General features: G+C 66.3%; 18 protein-coding genes. 8 read left to right on the top strand and 10 right to left on the bottom strand.

Annotation, left to right across the window (positions count from 1 at the left end; genetic code table 11):
* Window positions 1-133: 133 nt before the first annotated feature.
* From U1763_RS16370 to U1763_RS16335, 8 genes are all read right to left on the bottom strand, one after another.
* Window positions 134-1243 carry a PepSY-associated TM helix domain-containing protein gene (locus tag U1763_RS16370; RefSeq protein ID WP_332756027.1) on the bottom strand — a complete coding sequence of 370 codons (1110 nt, stop codon included), beginning with the start codon at window positions 1241-1243 and terminating at the stop codon, window positions 134-136.
* 76 nt (window positions 1244-1319) lie between these two features.
* Window positions 1320-2003 carry a Fe2+-dependent dioxygenase gene (locus U1763_RS16365; protein ID WP_132734849.1) on the bottom strand — a complete coding sequence of 228 codons (684 nt, stop codon included), beginning with the start codon at window positions 2001-2003 and terminating at the stop codon, window positions 1320-1322.
* Window positions 1997-2743: a tetratricopeptide repeat protein gene (locus U1763_RS16360; RefSeq protein WP_332756026.1), complete on the bottom strand. Its 747-nt coding sequence runs from the start codon at window positions 2741-2743 to the stop codon at window positions 1997-1999. The genes U1763_RS16365 and U1763_RS16360 overlap by 7 nt, the downstream gene beginning before the upstream one ends.
* Before the next feature lie 7 nt (window positions 2744-2750).
* Window positions 2751-5213: a TonB-dependent receptor gene (locus U1763_RS16355; protein WP_332756025.1), complete on the bottom strand. Its 2463-nt coding sequence runs from the start codon at window positions 5211-5213 to the stop codon at window positions 2751-2753.
* 73 nt (window positions 5214-5286) lie between these two features.
* Window positions 5287-5529 (bottom strand): ribbon-helix-helix domain-containing protein, encoded by a 243-nt coding sequence (locus tag U1763_RS16350; RefSeq protein ID WP_332756024.1) that lies wholly within the window; start codon window positions 5527-5529, stop codon window positions 5287-5289.
* A 7-nt stretch (window positions 5530-5536) separates the two neighbouring features.
* Window positions 5537-7360: a cobaltochelatase subunit CobT gene (gene cobT / locus U1763_RS16345; protein WP_332756023.1), complete on the bottom strand. Its 1824-nt coding sequence runs from the start codon at window positions 7358-7360 to the stop codon at window positions 5537-5539.
* 4 nt (window positions 7361-7364) lie between these two features.
* Complete coding sequence (gene cobS, locus U1763_RS16340; RefSeq protein ID WP_055874633.1) at window positions 7365-8369, bottom strand: cobaltochelatase subunit CobS; 1005 nt, start codon at window positions 8367-8369, stop codon at window positions 7365-7367.
* Window positions 8370-8412: 43 nt separating this feature from the next.
* The gene (locus U1763_RS16335; protein ID WP_332756022.1) at window positions 8413-9102 is read right to left on the bottom strand and encodes a winged helix-turn-helix transcriptional regulator; all 690 of its coding nucleotides are present in this window, start codon (window positions 9100-9102) and stop codon (window positions 8413-8415) included.
* Window positions 9103-9176: 74 nt separating this feature from the next.
* On the opposite strand from U1763_RS16335, the gene U1763_RS16330 reads away from it, so the two are divergent.
* Window positions 9177-9605: a VOC family protein gene (locus tag U1763_RS16330; RefSeq protein WP_332756021.1), complete on the top strand. Its 429-nt coding sequence runs from the start codon at window positions 9177-9179 to the stop codon at window positions 9603-9605.
* 37 nt (window positions 9606-9642) lie between these two features.
* On the opposite strand, the gene U1763_RS16325 is transcribed toward U1763_RS16330, so the two are convergent.
* Window positions 9643-10167 (bottom strand): DnaJ domain-containing protein, encoded by a 525-nt coding sequence (locus U1763_RS16325; protein ID WP_332756020.1) that lies wholly within the window; start codon window positions 10165-10167, stop codon window positions 9643-9645.
* Between the two features lie 122 nt (window positions 10168-10289).
* Between U1763_RS16325 and U1763_RS16320 the strand changes: the two genes are divergently transcribed.
* From U1763_RS16320 to U1763_RS16295, 6 genes are all read left to right on the top strand, one after another.
* A complete protein-coding gene (locus U1763_RS16320; protein ID WP_332756019.1) occupies window positions 10290-10577 on the top strand; it encodes a BolA family protein in 288 nt (95 codons plus the stop codon).
* Window positions 10577-11284 (top strand): glutathione S-transferase, encoded by a 708-nt coding sequence (locus tag U1763_RS16315; RefSeq protein WP_332756018.1) that lies wholly within the window; start codon window positions 10577-10579, stop codon window positions 11282-11284. Before U1763_RS16320 ends, U1763_RS16315 begins: the two co-directional genes overlap by 1 nt.
* Before the next feature lie 157 nt (window positions 11285-11441).
* The gene (locus U1763_RS16310; RefSeq protein WP_332756017.1) at window positions 11442-11885 is read left to right on the top strand and encodes an NUDIX hydrolase; all 444 of its coding nucleotides are present in this window, start codon (window positions 11442-11444) and stop codon (window positions 11883-11885) included.
* A gap of 4 nt (window positions 11886-11889) precedes the next feature.
* Window positions 11890-12789 (top strand): pirin family protein, encoded by a 900-nt coding sequence (locus U1763_RS16305; RefSeq protein ID WP_332756016.1) that lies wholly within the window; start codon window positions 11890-11892, stop codon window positions 12787-12789.
* 226 nt (window positions 12790-13015) lie between these two features.
* Complete coding sequence (locus tag U1763_RS16300) at window positions 13016-13894, top strand: alpha/beta fold hydrolase (protein ID WP_443026930.1); 879 nt, start codon at window positions 13016-13018, stop codon at window positions 13892-13894.
* 370 nt (window positions 13895-14264) lie between these two features.
* Complete coding sequence (locus U1763_RS16295) at window positions 14265-14744, top strand: RcnB family protein (RefSeq protein WP_132897314.1); 480 nt, start codon at window positions 14265-14267, stop codon at window positions 14742-14744.
* 129 nt (window positions 14745-14873) lie between these two features.
* On the opposite strand, the gene U1763_RS16290 is transcribed toward U1763_RS16295, so the two are convergent.
* Window positions 14874-15974 (bottom strand): DUF2332 domain-containing protein, encoded by a 1101-nt coding sequence (locus U1763_RS16290; protein WP_332756014.1) that lies wholly within the window; start codon window positions 15972-15974, stop codon window positions 14874-14876.
* Between the two features lie 46 nt (window positions 15975-16020).
* Here U1763_RS16290 and hisG point away from each other — a divergent pair, with 46 nt between their 5' ends.
* Window positions 16021-16689: an ATP phosphoribosyltransferase gene (gene hisG / locus U1763_RS16285; RefSeq protein ID WP_243693365.1), complete on the top strand. Its 669-nt coding sequence runs from the start codon at window positions 16021-16023 to the stop codon at window positions 16687-16689.
* Window positions 16690-16804 lie beyond the last annotated feature (115 nt).

Below are 16804 nucleotides of genomic sequence, written 5' to 3'. Positions count from 1 at the left end.
AGGGAGGGGCCCGCGCGCACTTTCGCGTGGGAGGGTGAGGGGCATGAGGCTCAGGCGTTAATCCCAACAGCCCCTCACCCTCCCGTCGCCAAGAGGCTCCTCCTTCCCTCTCCCCCCAGGGGAGAGGGAAAGCTTACGCCGCGCGTCGTGCCGCCAGCTCAGCCTTCCATCCTCTCGCGCGCCACCACATGATCACCCCGGTCACCGCCAGCACCGCGGGCAGGATTCCGCCGATGAAGATGATCACCTGCCACAGCGCGCCCATGTCGGTGCCGTCGTGGATCCGCCGCATCCACCGCCCCACGCCGCCCCGAGGCCGCGCCGGCGCCGCGGTCGCGCCACCGGTATCGTCGGCGATCTTCACCCCGACCGGCGTCCCTCCGCGCGCGAACGTCACGGTCCAGTCCGCGCTGAGATCGGTCGGCCACGCAACACTCCGCAACGGTGCGCCACCCGCCAGCGCCCGCGCCTTGCCGATCGCCACGTCGAGCGGCTGGGCGGGTTTCGCGAGCGGTTTCGCGCGCATCATCGCCCCGCGATCGGGACCGCCTTTAGGCCGCGAAGCCTCGCCGGTGAGCGTGCCGAAGAATTGCGGGAACGAGATCCACGCGCCGGTCAGCGACAGCACGAACAGCGGCAGCGCGATCCAGAACCCAAACAGGTGGTGCAGGTTGGTATCGACGTTACGATGGCGCCGATACCGCAGCCCGCGCGTCCACTTGCCGATCGTCGGCCACCACAGCCACAGCCCGGTAAAGCACGACACCATCATCGCTACGCCGATCCAGCCTACGATCGAGCGTCCGACGCCGGGGAGCTGCAGGCTCCCATGCAGAACGTGCAAGAACCGCACGAGCCCACCATTCGAGGGCGAAACCTCCAGCACGCGCGCGGTCGGCGGATCGAGATACACCATCGTCCGCTGCGGTGGCCCCGGCCGCTTGGGCGCACTCCCCGCCGCCGCTGCCGCAATCACTACCGGGCTGCCGTCCTCGGGCATCGTCAGCATCGCGATCCGCTCGCCGTGTGTGAGCCGGGCCGCCGCCGCGGCGACATAGGCGTCCGGGCTGAGCACTGTCGTCCCTGATACCGCATAGCGGCTCGGATCGACGATCCGGTCGAGCGCATCATGCCACACCAGCGCCGCGCCGCTCAGCGACAGCGGGATGATCAGGATCGCGAGGATCAGCCCGATCCACTTATGGACCTGAAACCAGGCCCGTCGCATCGCCAGTTTACTCATCGAATATTCCCCCGTTCGTGGAGCGTGGCATGGCGGGCGTAGCCAAGTCCATCCATCCCCTTTCCGTCATGTGCGCTCAAACATCCGCCCAGCGGCGCAGCAGATTATGGTACACCCCCGTCAGCCGCACCGTTGCCGGATCGCCCTGCCCCTGCGCGGCCGCGACCGCCTGCACGCCCTGGTCGAGATCGAACAGAATCCGCCGCGCGCCGTCGTCGCGGACCATCGACTGCAGCCAGAAGAACGATGCGACGCGCACGCCGCGCGTCACCGGCGCGACGCGGTGCAGGCTGGAGGCGGGGTAGACCACTAGGTGGCCAGCGGGCAGCTTGACCGATTGCGGGCCGAACTGATCCTCGATCATCAGTTCGCCGCCGTCATAGGTTTCGGGATCGGCGAGGAACAGCGTTGCCGACAGGTCGCTGCGGATGCGGAAGTCGGAGCCGCGCTTGATACGGATGGCATTATCGACGTGCAGTCCGAAATCCTGGCCACCGGCGTAGCGGTTGAACAGCGGCGGGAAGACTTTCAGCGGCAGCGCGGCGGCGACGAACAACGCGGAGCGACCGAGCGCGTCGAGGATGATCCCGCCAGCCTCGCGCGCGGCGGCCGAGTCCTCTGGCAGTTGCTCGTTGCGCTTGGCCAATGCCGATTGCGGGCCAGAGGTGGCGTTGCCGTCGATCCACTCGGCCGCGTCGATCAGCGCTCGGACGCGCGTCACGTCAGCCGGCTCGAGCACGTCGGGAATGGCGATCAGCATGCCGCCGCCTCCCGCAATGCCGCCACGCCGGACGTCCGGAACGCCGGGATATCGCTCGCTTCCAGCCACGCTTCGGCCTTGGCGAGGAACGCCGCGTTGCCCCGTGCGCCCGCCTGTCTCAGCCAACCAACTGCCATTTCGATCTCCCCCGCCGCGCCAAGCATGCGCGCGTGATTGAAGCAGCCGCGGAAATCGCCGCCTTCCGCCGCAGTCGCATAGCATGCCGCGGCACGCGTCATGTCGCGCTCGCAAGCCCAACCGTCTTCCGCGAAACTGCCGACGAAGTTGATCGCCTTCGCACTGGCGAGCCCCGAGTGCATTGCCGCGACCTTCTCCAGCAACGCCAGCGCAGCCGGCTTGTCCTCGGCAACGCCCTCGCCCAGCGCAAGCAACGTCGCGTAATTGTACATCGCCCAATCGAGCCCACGCGCCGCCGCGACGCGGTAGCATTCCGCCGCGCGCGTCTTGTCGATCCGCGTGCCCCAGCCGAGATCGTAGCAACGCCCGACCATGTTGAGCGCCATCACGTGATGCTGCGCTGCCGCCTTGGTAAACCAGCCCAGCGCAGCGACCGGGTCCACCGCAACGCCAACTCCGTCGAGCAACATCTGCCCATACACCGCCTGCGCCTCGGCAACGCCCGCGTCCGCTGCTTCGCGCACGAACGCCGCGCGCTCCTGCGGACTTCCAGAGAGACGCGCGGCGATGGCGTCGGGGGTGAGGGTGTCGATCGCCGTCATATCGTCCTCAGAAACGCAGGTTCACCGTGCCGAAGATCGTGCGACCGGCGGCGAGCGTGGCGTAGTGGCTGGCATAGGTCTGCGAGAAGTAGGTCTTGTTCGTCAAATTCTGCGCGTTGACGCTGAGGTCGACATTGTCGGTCAGCTTGTAGCTCGCGCGCGCATCGAAGCGCCAGTAATCGGGCGTGCTGCGTGTCAGGACCTTGGTCGCCGGGTTGACCGATACGACGCCGGCGACAGTCTGCGTCGCGGTGCGGTTGTCGGCATAGCCACCGATCTGGTCGTCCATGTACAAGGCCGTGCCGCCGATCTGTAGCCGCTTGGTCACGGTGACGTTGGTCGTCGCGGTGAAGCTGTTCTTCGCGGTCTGCGGGACCTGCTTGCCGGTGTTGACCGACACGACGCCGATCGTCCGGGCCGGCTGCACGCCGGGGAGCGCGGCGGCGGTCAGCGTCGTGAAGCCGCCGTCGATGATCTTCGGATCGAGATGCGTGAACCCGCCGAACACAGTCCAGCCTGGCAGGATCGTCCCACTGACGTTGAACTCGACGCCACGGATCCGCGTCTCGCCGATGAACGAAGCGGTGTTGTTGTCGTCGAGCACGCGCGCATTGGCGATGTCGGTCTGGAACACCGCCGCGCCGAGCTGGAGCTTCTCGGCAAACAGGCTGGCCTTGGCGCCGACCTCGTACGACTTGGTCTTTTGCGGCTTTAGCAGATTGAGCACGGCTGCGGTGATCGCATTGTCCTCGCGGCCTTCGCCGAGCAGACTGTTGGGCGGCGTCGCGGCGGTCGCATAGCTTGCATACAGGCTGGTCTCGGGCGTCGGCTTGAACACGAGGCCGGCCTGCCAGTTGAACAGGTTGTCGACGCGCTTGATCCGGGTCTGCTGGGCACCCGGCAGGATGACGGTCGACTGGAACCGGTCATAGCGTGCTCCCAGGTTCAGGATCAGCGAGGGCATCAGCGTGATCGAATCGAACGCGTAGACTGCCTTGGTGTTCGCGTCGTTCTGCGTCTCAGCGGACGTTGCGCCCTTCACGATCGGCGTCGGAGTGGTCGACGTGTCGCTCGTGTAATTGACCCACGGCGCATAGGGGTTTGGATTGAACAAGCTGACGCAATAGGAGCGCGCGATCGTCGCGGTGTTGCAACGTGGCGAGATCGTCGATCCGTTCGCCGACACGAACGCACCGCGCCTCGTCTTTTCCCACGAGATTTCGGTGCCGAGCGAGAAGCTGTGCTCGATACCGCCGGTATTGAACTTCCCGTACAGGTGGGTCTGGTCGACGATACTCTCGCTATAGCCGTAGCGCGTGTTGCCGCGAGTCCAGACGTAGCCGCCATTGGTCACGTTCGCGCCGGTGTTGGTCGCGGTCGTACCATAGACATTGCCCTGGCTGTCGTCGGGCAGCGTGAAGATATAGCTCTGGTCGCTGTGCGTGTAGCGCGCGGTGTTGCGCAGCGTGATGCCGCCGAAATCATGCTCGACGCGGAGCGTTGCCTGGTTGGTGGTCGCATCGCGGAAATCGCGCGCGGCCAGCCCGTAGAAGTTCTTCCGCGAGACGTAGCCGGTCTGGCCGCTGGCGGTCGTCACAGTGCCGAGCGCAGGCTGCGTCGTGACGTTGCCGGTGCCAGGATGGTTGGCGATCGTATAGAGATACGGAATGCCGCTGTCGGGCAGTTCGCTGCTCTCCATGTGATAGAAGCTGGCGGTCAGCCGGGTCGGCGTGCCGAGCCCGACCGCGAACGATGGCGCGATGCCCCAGCGCTTCTGCCAGATCGCATCGCGGCCGGCGACGTCCTGGTCGTGCCACATCCCCTCGATCCGGAACGCGGCGGTATCGGAGACCTTGAGGTTCACGTCGCCGGTGATGCGCTTGTAATCCGCCTCGCCGTAGCTGGCACTGAGCGATCCGAAATTGTCGAGCTGCGGCAGCCGCGACAGGATGTTGATCGTGCCGCCAGCCGAGCCGCGCCCGCCGAGCGTCGAATCCGAGCCGCGGACGATCTGGACCGAATCGACCGCGAACACTTCACGCGTCTGCGCGGCGAGATCGCGGACGCCGTCGACATAGATGCTGCCCTGGCTGTCGAAACCGCGGATGAACGGGCGGTCGCCGATCGGATTGCCGCCCTCCGCTGCGCCGAAGGTGATGCCGGGCACGGTGCGCAGCGCATCGGCGAGGCTGTTCGACCCGGTCTGCTCGATAACTTCCTTCGGCAGGACGATCACCGAGCGCGGCGTGTTCACCAGCGGCGCGACCTGCTTGGGACCTTCGTCGTGCAGGCGCTGGCCGTTGACGAGGATCTCCTCGCGCTGCTGCGCATCGGTCACCGGCGCGGCCGACTTGTCGGCATCCGCGGCATAGGCCGGCGCGGTCGCGAAGGCGCCGACGCACGACAGAGCGAGAAAGGCCGGCACGGTGGACGAACGCGGCAACGATGCGCGCGGCGAAGGTAGCGACATAGACAAACCCCTTTGTTCTTGGGGGCTCGCTATTGAGAGTCGTTCGCACTGTCAACGCTAATGCGAGTAGTTCTCAACCTGGATTATGGAACAGCCATGTTCTCAACGCGCTAGCGAGGTTGGGCGGATCGGCCGCGACGATGCGGATCGCGTCGATTTCGGCAACGAGCGCCGACAGCGGCAGGGCGAGACGCGCGGCCGCGGCTTCGAGCGCCTGCCAGAAGACGGGTTCGAGGCTGATCGAAGTCTGGTGGCCGGCAATCGTGATCGAGCGCTTGACCGGCCCATGAAATCCGCCGGCTGGCGCTTCGATCACTGGTCGGTCACTCGGTGTCGAACAGCGAAGCCAACTGTTCGATGATCGTGCCGCCGAGCTGTTCGACATCCATGATCGTCACGGCGCGCGCGTAATAGCGGGTTACGTCGTGGCCGATGCCGATCGCGACCAGCTCGACCGGCGACTTGCTCTCGATCCAGCCGATCACCTGGCGCAGATGCCGCTCGAGATACGAACCCGAGTTCACCGACAGCGTCGAATCGTCGACCGGCGCGCCGTCGCTGATCACCATCAGGATGCGGCGCTCCTCGGGCCGCGCGACTAGCCGCGCATGCGCCCACATCAGCGCCTCGCCGTCGATATTCTCCTTCAGCAGCCCCTCGCGCATCATGAGGCCCAGCGAGTTGCGCGCGCGCCGCCACGGCTCGTCGGCCCGCTTGTAGACGATATGGCGGATGTCGTTAAGGCGACCCGGCTGCGGCGGACGGCCAGCGGCCAACCACGTCTCGCGGCTCTGCCCGCCCTTCCAGGCACGCGTCGTGAAACCGAGGATCTCGGTCTTCACGCCGCAGCGTTCCAGCGTGCGTGCGAGAATATCCGCGCTGATCGCCGCGATCGAGATCGGGCGTCCGCGCATCGAGCCGGAATTGTCGATCAGAAGCGTTACGACGGTGTCGCGGAAATCCGTCTCCCGCTCGGACTTGTAGCTGAGCGACAAGGTCGGGTTTACGATCACGCGCGCGAGGCGCGCCGCGTCGAGGATGCCTTCCTCCTGGTCGAAATCCCACGACCGCGACTGCTGCGCCATCAACCGCCGCTGAAGCCGGTTGGCGAGCTTCGACACGGTCGATTGCAGGTGCACGAGCTGCTGGTCGAGATAGCCGCGCAGACGCGCCAGTTCGTCGGCGTCGCATAGCTCGGTGGCAGCGATCACTTCGTCGAACTGCGTCGTCCACGGCTTGTAGTCGAACGCGCCGCCCATGTCCGCGAACGGACGGTTCGGGCGGACCGGCTGCATGCCTTCCTCGCCGTCGTCGCTTGGCTCGCCGTCGATGTCGTCCATCGACTCGTCGCTCTGCTCCTGGCCGTCGCTTTCCTCGTTCTGCTGCTCGGACTGTTCGCCGCGCGCCTCGACTTCGCCCTGGCCGTCCTCGCCCTGGTCGTCGCCTTCGTCGCCCTCGTCCTGCTGCTGCTCGTCGGTGCCCTCGTCCTCGGAGCCGCCCTCGTCGCTCTCCTCGGGGACCTGATCGCCTTCGACCAGCTCGAGCTCTTGCAGCATCTTCCGCGCTAAGCCCTGGAACGCCTTCTGGTCGTCGAGCGCATAGGCCAGCGCATCGAGATCGGTCTTGCTCTCGATCCACTCGCGGACCAGCGCGAGGCCCGGCGCGGCGATCGCGGGCGATTCCTGCCCGGTCAGCCGCTCGCGCACCATCAGACCCAGCGCGGTCGACAACGGCACTTCGTCACGATTGCGAGCGCGCGTAATCGGGTCGGCGCGGAGGCGAACGTCGAGCGCACGTTCGAGGTTCTCGGTAATCCCCGCATAGCCACGCGACCCGAGTGCCTCGACCCGCGCAGTCTCAACCGAATCGAACACCGCGCGCGCGACCGCCTCGACCGGCGCGGCGCGGTTATGCAGAGCAATGTCGTGCAGCTTCAACCGCAGCGCAAAGCCATCCGCAAACCCACGCGCCTCGGCCACCTGCTCCGCTGGCAAAGCCCGCGCGGGCATCGGCACCTTGATATGCTTGCCCGACTGCGCCGGCGCATCCGCGGTGAAGGCGAGCTCGACCTCCGGCTCCTCCGCGATCGCACGCGCGGTACCGGCGAGGACCGCCTTGAAGCGATCGAGAGGGGTTTCATTGGCCAAAGGTTTAGGCCTTGCCCACCACGCTCTCGGGGAGATCCTTGCCGAACACGCGCTGGTAATATTCGGCGACCAGCGGCCGTTCCGCCTCGTCGCACTTGTTGAGGAACGACAGGCGGAACGCGAAGCCGACGTCGCCGAAGATCAGCGCGTTCTGCGCCCAGGTGATCACCGTACGCGGGCTCATCACGGTCGAGATGTCGCCGTTGACGAACCCCTTGCGAGTCATGTCCGCCACCCGCACCATGTTCTCGACGACCTTCTTGCCGTCTGGCTTGTCGTACTCGCCCGACTTGGCGAGCACGATCTGCGCCTCGACCTTGGCCGGCAGATAGTTGAGCGTGACGACGATGTTCCAGCGGTCCATCTGGCCCTGATTGATCTGCTGCGTGCCGTGATACAGCCCGCTCGTATCGCCGAGCCCGACCGTGTTGGCGGTCGCGAACAGGCGGAACCACGGGTTCGGGCGAATCACGCGGTTCTGGTCGAGCAACGTCAGCTTGCCCTCGGTCTCCAGCACGCGCTGGATCACGAACATCACGTCGGGGCGGCCCGCGTCATACTCGTCGAACACAAGCGCGGTTGGGGTCTGCAACGCCCAGGGGAGCAGGCCTTCGCGGAACTCGGTGATCTGCTGGCCGTCCTTGAGGACAATCGCATCGCGCCCGATCAGGTCGATGCGGCTGATGTGCGCGTCGAGGTTGATGCGGATGCACGGCCATTTGAGGCGCGCCGCGACCTGCTCGATATGCGTCGACTTGCCGGTGCCGTGATAGCCCTGGACCATCACGCGACGGTTATGCGCGAAGCCCGCCAGCACGGCGAGCGTCGTGTCGGCATCGAAGACGTACGCCGGATCGAGATCGGGCACGCGCTCATCGGCTTCGGAGAAGGCCGGCACTTCCATATCGGAATCGATCCCGAACATCTCGCGCACCTTCACCATGCGGTCGGGTGCGTCGAGGATCGTGGTCTCGCGGCTATCGGGCTGGGTATTCGGGATATCGGTCATGTTGGCCTCGTGTTCCCGACCGCTCTAGGACAAGCGAGGGGCGTTACTCAACCGCGACCTTATCCGGTAGCGGAAAGAGTGTGACGAACCGCTCGGCGAGCGCACGGTTCCCGGTGATCTGCAATGTGCCCGCGGCTTCCGCATCGCGAAAGGGCCTTGCGCCATAGACGAGCGATGCGATCGTCATCGGATCGCCGTCGAACGTGACGCCCGCTTCCGACGGGTCGGCGCGCACGACATGGATCCAGTCGCCATCGACCCGGCCGACGAACCCCTCGCCGCCCAGCCGAAAACCGACGACCGCGGTCCAGCCATCGGCACGCTGCCGCGAGAACATCGTCCGGAACGACAGCATCAGCGAGGCCGCGCTGAGCGGTAGGGTGGGATCATGCGCAGGCGACCGCGCCGCCCATCGACCGAGTTCGCGGATCGCGGTCTCGCTCTCATACCCCCAGGGCGTCAGTTCGTAGACCTGCACGCTGGCCGGCGACGGCAGCGTGCGTCGGATCAGGATGCCGGCGCGCGCCAGTCCCGTCAGCCGCTGCGTCAGGACATTCGCACTTATGCCGCCGAGGTCAGCCTTCAGTTCGCCGAACCGGCGCGGACCGAACATCAGTTCGCGCACGACCAGCAGCGACCAGCGCTCTCCAATCAGTTCGAGCGCCATCGCGGTGCCGCATGCATCGTCATACCACCGCTTCGACGAGGCATCAGTTACATTTTCTAACTTCATAGTTGTTTTAAGTAACCATTGTGAGCATGCAATGCAAACACCGGTGCAAACCGAGTCGAACCAGGAGAGCCGCCATGAGCAAGGCCATATTCTTAAACCTACCGGTTGCCGACGTCACGGCCGCGACGGCGTTCTACGCGGCGATCGGGTTCGAGCGGAACGCGATGTTCTCGAACGAGCAGGGATCGGCGATGGCATGGTCCGACACGATTTCCGTGATGCTACTCGATCGCGCCTTTTATTCGACCTTCACGTCCAAGCAGATCATCGACGCGAAGACGACCAGCGGCGTGCTGCTGGCGCTGTCGTTCGACAGCCAAACCGAGGTCGATGCGATTACGGAAGCGGCCCTGGCGGCAGGCGGGCGTGAGTTGCACGACCCAGAAGACATGGGCTTCATGTACAGCCGCGCCTTCGAGGACCTCGACGGGCATGGCTGGGGACCGTTCTTCATGGACATGACGGCCGCGGCGGCGACGATGGGCGGGGCGCAGCCGACCTGATCCGGCGGGGCAGCGGCGCGACCCGAACGCCGACGCGTCAGGCGAACGCCGCTGCGCCCTTCAGGTGCTGGTAGGCGGCGATCACCTTTTGCAGGTCGGCCTCGTGCGCGCGGTCGCCGCCGTTGCGGTCGGGATGGAAGCGCCGCACGAGTTCGCTGTAGCGTTTGCGCAGTTGCGTGCGGTCGGTATCGGTCCCCAATCCGAGCACGCGCAACGAGCGCCGTTCGCCGTCGGACAGCACGCGGCCGTCTTTCCGCGCCGCCGCCATGCGTTCGCCGAACCGCGCGCCGATCGCATCGATCGGGTCGGCGAAGTCCGCCCATTTCGGCGGGGTATCACCACCGCCATGCGCGAACGCCCGTGTCTCGCGTTCCCAGCCCGCCATCGGTCGCTGGGCGTGGTGGATCTCGTCTGCGGTCATGCCGTCGAAGAAATTATAGCCCGAGTTGAACGCGCGGACATGCTCGAGGCAGAACCAGCGGAACTGCGGCGGGCCACCTTCGCTCGGCCCTTCGAGCGGTGGCGCGCGAAATTCGCCGGCCTCCTCGCAGTCGCGCCACATGCAGACGCGCCCGTTCCCTTCCACGCGGCCGTGAAACCGTGGGCTGGGGCGCTCCTTCCGCTCTTTTCGATCCTCGTCCGCCACCGGCTCCCCGCGCTTCCAAAACGGGCTATATAGGGTCGATGACAGACCTCGCCACCGGCTCCGTACAGGACCAGATCACCGCCCGCCTCACCGCGACCCTCGCCCCGACGCACCTGACCGTCGTCAACGAGAGCGGCCTCCACGCCGGTCATATGGGCGACGACGGCACCGGCGAGACGCATTTCCGGGTCGAGGTGGAAACGCCGCAGTTCGAAGGCCTTAATCGCGTCGCGCGCCAACGCCTCGTGAACCAGGCGCTCGCAGACCTGTTGAGCACGAAGATTCACGCGCTCGCTATCAAGGCCCGCGCGCCTGGGGAGATTTGATGGCGTACAAGCTCTGGTACTGGCCCTCCATCCAGGGGCGCGGCGAGTTCGTCCGGCTCGCACTTGAAGGCGCCGAGATCGCGTATGAGGACTGCGCGCGCGGCGTAGGCGAAGAGGGTTTGCTCGCCGATCTGAACCACCGCACCGGACGGACGCCGTTCGCGCCACCGTATCTGGAGCTCGACGGTCTGGTGATCGCGCAGGTCGCCAACATTCTGATGTATCTTGGCGAACGTCACGGTCTCGCGCCGTCGAACATGGCGGACCGGCTGTGGCTCAACCAACTCCAACTGACGATCGCCGACCTCGTCGCGGAGGTTCACAACGTCCACCATCCGGTCGCGATGATGGACTATTATGACGACCAGAAACCCGAAGCCGCGCGGGCGGCGAAACAGTTCCGCGAGGAACGGATGCCGAAGTATCTCGGTCATTTGGAGGATGCGGCGCAGGCCAATCCGGGCGACTGGCTGATCGATCACAAGTGGAGCTATGCCGACACCTCGCTGTTCCAGGTGATCGAAGGGCTGCGGTACATGTTCCCGAAGCGGATGAAGACGCTCGAACCCGACTACCCGAACCTCGTCCGCATCCACGATCAGGTCGCGGAACTGCCGGGCATCAAGGCGTATCTGAAGAGCGACCGTCGCCTCGCCTTCAACACCGACGGCATCTTCCGCGCCTATCCGGAACTCGACGCGGTATGAGGCTTGGCAGTGTTCTAACACTCAGCACCTCGCCAACCAACACCTCCCCGGCGAAGGCCGGGGTCCAGATGGGGGTCAGGGGTAACGACGGGCAGCCCGTCGCCATATCGACCTTTCCAACTGGACCCCGGCCTTCGCCGGGGTGGTGCACCGGGTTATGAGGACCCCACGCCCAGCAGCGCGCATCCTCCTTGTCGACGGCCAGGATCGCGTGCTGATGTTCCGCTTCACCCCCTCCGACCGCCCGCCACTCTGGTGCACCCCCGGCGGCGCGGTCGATCCCGGCGAGAGCTACGCCGCCGCTGCTCGCCGCGAACTCTGGGAGGAAGTCGGCCTCGACATCGACTGCGGCCCCGAGGTCGCGCAACGCACCATCGACTTCCTCACCTTCGAAGGCGTCGAGGTCACCGCCGACGAACGCTATTTCCGGATCGACGTCGATACCTGCGACGTGAAGGCGGGCAATCTCACCGAACAGGAGAAGCAACTGCTCGTCGGTCACCGCTGGTTTTCCCGAAACGACATCGCGGGCTTTCACGAAACGCTCTATCCAGCAGACCTGGTCGAACTTCTCGACGCCACGGAACCTGCCAAGGGATAACGCCATGCTCGATGATTTCGTTCTCCAGACCATCCTGCCGTCGACGCATGATCTCGGCGGGTTCAAGGTCCACCGTACGCTGCCGAACAAGGAGCGGACGATGGTCGGCCCGTTCCTGTTCTTCGACCAGATGGGCCCGGCGCATCTCGATGTCGGGCAAGGCATCGACGTTCGGCCGCATCCGCATATCAACCTGTCGACCGTCACATATTTGTTCGACGGCGCGATCGACCACCGCGATTCGCTCGGCACGCAGGCGCGGATCGAGCCCGGCGCGGTGAACCTGATGACCGCGGGCCACGGCATCGTCCATTCCGAACGCTCGCCCGGCGACGAGCGTGCCGAAGGGCCGAACCTGTCGGGGATCCAGACCTGGCTGGCGATGCCCGAGGCGGTCGAGGAGATCGACCCTGCGTTCGAGCATGTCACCAAGGCGCAGCTGCCGACGATCGAGGCGCACGGCGCACGCTCGCGGATCATCATGGGGAGCCTGTGGGGCCAGACCGCGCCGACCACGACCTATTCGGGGACGATCTACGCCGACATCGCACTCGATCCGGGCGCGAGCGTGCCGATCGACGCGGCGGCGGAAGAGCGCGCGATCTATCTCGCGATGGGCGAGGCGACGCTGGAAGGCGTGAAGCTGGAGCCGCAGGTGCTGTACGTCCTCCGCCCCGGTATCGCTGCAACGCTGCGGTCCGCGCATGGCGGCCGCGCGATGCTGTGCGGTGGCGATGCGTTCACGACGCCGCGGCATGTGTGGTGGAACTTCGTCAGCTCGAACCGCGACCGGATCGAGCAGGCGAAGCGGGACTGGAATGCGGGCAACTTCCCGAAAGTGCCCGGCGACGAAAAGGAATGGATCGAAATCCCCGCAATCCCGAAAACGGTCAGCTATCCGTAACTCCTCCCCTCCCGCAAGCGGGAGGGGGTAGGGGGTGGGCACGCGCCATCAACGAGCGATCCGCTTGGGACTGACCGCGAGCCCACCCCCGACCCCTCCCGTAAACGGGAGGGGAGATACGCCTTCTGCTCCCCTCCCGCTTGCGGGAGGGGTCGGGGGAGGGCATGATCCAGGGGCAGCGCGACGGGTAGGCCCTCCCCTAACCCCTCCCGCAAGCGGGAGGGGAATGATGTCGAACCTGCAACGCATCGCGCTATCCACGGGCGTCGAACTCGACGTGGCGATCACCGGCGACCCGGCGAACCCGCCCGTTATCCTCCTCCACGGCTTCCCAGAATCCCACCGCACCTGGCGCGCCATCGCCCCGGACCTCGCCCGCGATCACTACGTCGTCGCCCCCGATCAACGCGGCTTCGCATGCTCGTCCAAGCCCGAAGGCGTCGACAGCTACACCCCCGACAAGATCGTCGCAGACCTGATCGCGCTCGCCGATCACCTCGACCTCGACCGCTTCACGCTGGTCGGCCACGACTGGGGCGGCGCGGTCGCGTGGATGGCCGCGCTGCGCCACCCCGAGCGCGTCGCAAAGCTCGTCATCATCAACGCCCCCCACCCGCTCATCTTCCAGCGCACCATGTTCGACGACCTCGAACAGCGCGCCGCCAGCCAGTATATCCGCGCCTTCCGCAACCCCGATCTCGAAAAGCATATCAAGTCGATCGGCCTCGAAACCTTCTTCGACACCAGTTTCTCGAAACACGCCGATCTCGCCGCGATGGTCGAGGACAAGGCCGCCTATCTCGACGAATGGGGCCAGCCCGGCGCGATCACCGCGATGCTCAACTGGTACCGCGCGAGCGCGATCGTCGTCCCCGCAATGGACGAAACGCCGCCCCGCCCCGCGTTTCTGGATGCGCCGTTTCCGCCGACTAGGATGCCGGTGCTGGTGATCTGGGGTATGCAGGACAGCGCGCTGCTCCCAAGCCAACTCGACCTCGCCGCCTATGTCCCCGACCTCACGATCCAGAAGATCGATGCAGGCCATTTCGTACCGTGGCAGAAACCCGACGCGGTGATCGCCGCAATGCGCCGCTGGGAAATCTAAGCGCCCTCTCGATCCTCCCCCGCAAGGGGGAGGTGGCGCCGAAGGTGACGGAGGGGGAGGACACGAAACAGGGGTACAGCCCCACCCCCACCCGTCATCCCAGCAAAAGCTGGGATCTCATGGTGGCGGGTGCTGCGACCCGAATGGGGAGATCCCAGCTTTCGCTGGGATGACGGATGGGGCGGGGACGGGACTGGCAGGCCATTTACGCGGGCGTCGAACCGCGTCAGCTATGTCGTGAAGTGAACAGCGCACGACACGAGGGGGCACCTGTCTGAATCCTGACGACCACATTCGGCGATCGTTCAGCGGCACGGGAGCAAAACCCCGTCCATGCCGTTGATTCGGCACCGAACACAGGAGAGCAGCCATGCGTAAGATGATCCTCGCGGCCATTGCCGCCGCCACCCTCGTCCCCAGCTTCGCCACCGCACAGAGCTATGGCGAAGTCCGCCGCGACCAGCGCGAAATCCGCGAGAGCCAGCGCGACCTGCAGCGCGCACGCCGCTACGGGGACCGCGGCGACGTCCGCGAAGCCCGTCAGGAACTGCGCGAAGACCGTCGCGAAGCGCGTGAGGACTGGCGCGACTATCGTCGCACGCACGGCAACGTCTATCGCCGCCCCGCCTATGTCGGCCCGCGCGGCTATCGCTATCGCCCGGTGACCGTCGGCTACCGTTTTGCGCCAAACTATTACGGTCGCCAGTATTGGATCAACGACTACCAGACGTACCGCCTGCCCCGTCCGGGCTACGGCTATCAGCGCTGGGTCCGCTACGGCCGCGACGTCGTCCTGGTCGACACCCGCTCGGGTCGCGTCGTGCAGGTCAACAACGGCTTCTTCTACTGAGCTTGGCAGGCCCGGGGAAAATCCCGGGCCTTCCGGTTCCCCCGCGCAGGCGGGGGCCCAGGATCACAAACGCTATCGCGCGTTACCTTGGGCTCCCGCTTCCGCGGGAGAACAGCGAAATAAGTCAGCTCAGTCCTTCTCGTACGCCCCGCGCCGCATGACGTACTCCCGCGTCTCATACGGCGCCGAGAGCCCTTCGACCCAAGCGCCATGCGCATGCGTCAGCGCGACCAGTTCCATCGCCCGCTCGCCGGGCCAACCGCGGACACGAACTTCGTGGCGGTGCAGGTCGCGGTTAGGCTCCATCATGACCCAGCCGAGCAGCCGCTCCGCCGTAGCCCTAGCGCCCGCCATCTCCATCGCGACCCGGATCCGTTCGCGGGATGTCGGCGGCAGATACTGCCACACCACCGAATGCATCAGCACGCGCGTGACGCCCTCAGGCTGCGGCAAGACCAGTTGTGCCTCGACCCAGTCGGCCGCATCACCTTCGACGAGGTCAACGCCGCCCTCGCGCACCAATGCGATCGCTTGGGTGAGCCGCGCCTGACGCTCGACCGCATCGACCCAGACATACGCCTCGAGCCGCGCCGCCGCGGCCGGATCGGCGACATCCACCGGCTGGATATCGACGCCGCGTGTCGACTCGATCTCGACCGGAGCGCTCGGCGGCGGAGGCCCTCGCCATTCGGGACGGATCGTCACCGGCGAGGCGGACGGCCCGACCGTCACGCCGCCAAGATCGAACCGATAGCGATCGATCAACAGGTTGAGTCCCGCGCTCGACCCGATCTCCAGCACCTCGAACCGTGGCCCGTACCGCGCGGCCAGATGCAGGATGCCGGTCATCATGCCCGCCGACCGCGCCGCCTCGTTGGTCTGCGGCGGCCCATCGAGCCAGGGTAGCAACGCCGCATCGTGCGCGACGAGCGTGGCGTTCAAAATCGCCGTGACGCGGGCCGGGTCGGTCTCCACACCGGAAAACACCGCCGAGAGCGCGGGATCGACGCCCGCCCGATGTAGCGCATGCAGCCCGCCGACCAGCCGCAGCGCCAGCGCATCGGCAACCGGCTCGCTCGGCCAGTCGAGCGCTCGCCGTCCCGTCTCGCTGTCCCGATCGAGCGCGTCTGCCAGCGCGGTGCAAACCCGCGCCGTGATCGGCGCGTCCATCGCCGCGCAATACCCCGCCTGGATTTCGAACGCCGAGCAACTTGCCTTTACATTTGCCATGCGCAGGTTGTTGCACCCACCAAGCCCCCCCCGTAAAGCCCGGCTGGTGCCAGACTCCCAGATCATCATCGCGGTCCCCAAGGGACGCATCCTCGCCGAGGCCCTGCCGTTGCTCGCGCGCGCCGGGGTGCATCCTGAGGCGTCGTTCTCCGACGAGAACTCACGCGCGTTGCGGTTCGCGACCAACGATCCGGCGATCTCGCTGATCCGGGTGCGCGCGTTCGACGTCGCCACCTTCGTCGCGCACGGTGCAGCGCAACTGGGGATCGTCGGGTCGGACGTGATCGCGGAGTTCGGCTATTCCGAGCTCTACGCGCCGGTCGATCTGGGTATCGGGCATTGCCGGCTGTCGGTCGCCGAACCTGCCGAGATGGCCGCACAGGACGACCCGCGCGGCTGGAGCCATGTCCGTGTCGCGACCAAATATCCGCATGTGACGGCCGCGCATTTCGCCAGCCGTGGCGTGCAGGCGGAGTGCGTGAAGCTCAACGGCGCGATGGAACTGGCGCCGACCTTGGGTTTGGCGCCGCGGATCGTCGATCTCGTGTCTTCGGGGCGGACGTTGCTGGAGAACGGACTGGTGGAGGTCGAGACGATCATGGAGGTCACCAGCCGCCTGGTGGTCAACCGTGCCGCGATGAAGACGCGCAGCCGGGTGGTGCCGCTGGTCGAGGCATTCCGCCGTGCGGTCGAAGCGCAGGAGATCGCGGCATGAGCGCTAACCTTCTGCTCCCCTCCCGCCTGCGGGAGGGGTCGGGGGAGGGCACGCCCGCCCCGATCGTAGCATGCGAGGCTATGTCATTCCCTCCCCTGACCCCTCCCGCAAGCGG

Origin of the sequence: Sphingomonas sorbitolis, assembly GCF_036663875.1 — a bacterium.
In the GTDB taxonomy this organism is placed as follows: Bacteria; Pseudomonadota; Alphaproteobacteria; order Sphingomonadales; family Sphingomonadaceae; genus Sphingomonas.
The sequence above is the reverse complement of the archived record's forward strand: the minus strand, read 5'-3'. Positions and strand labels throughout refer to the sequence as shown.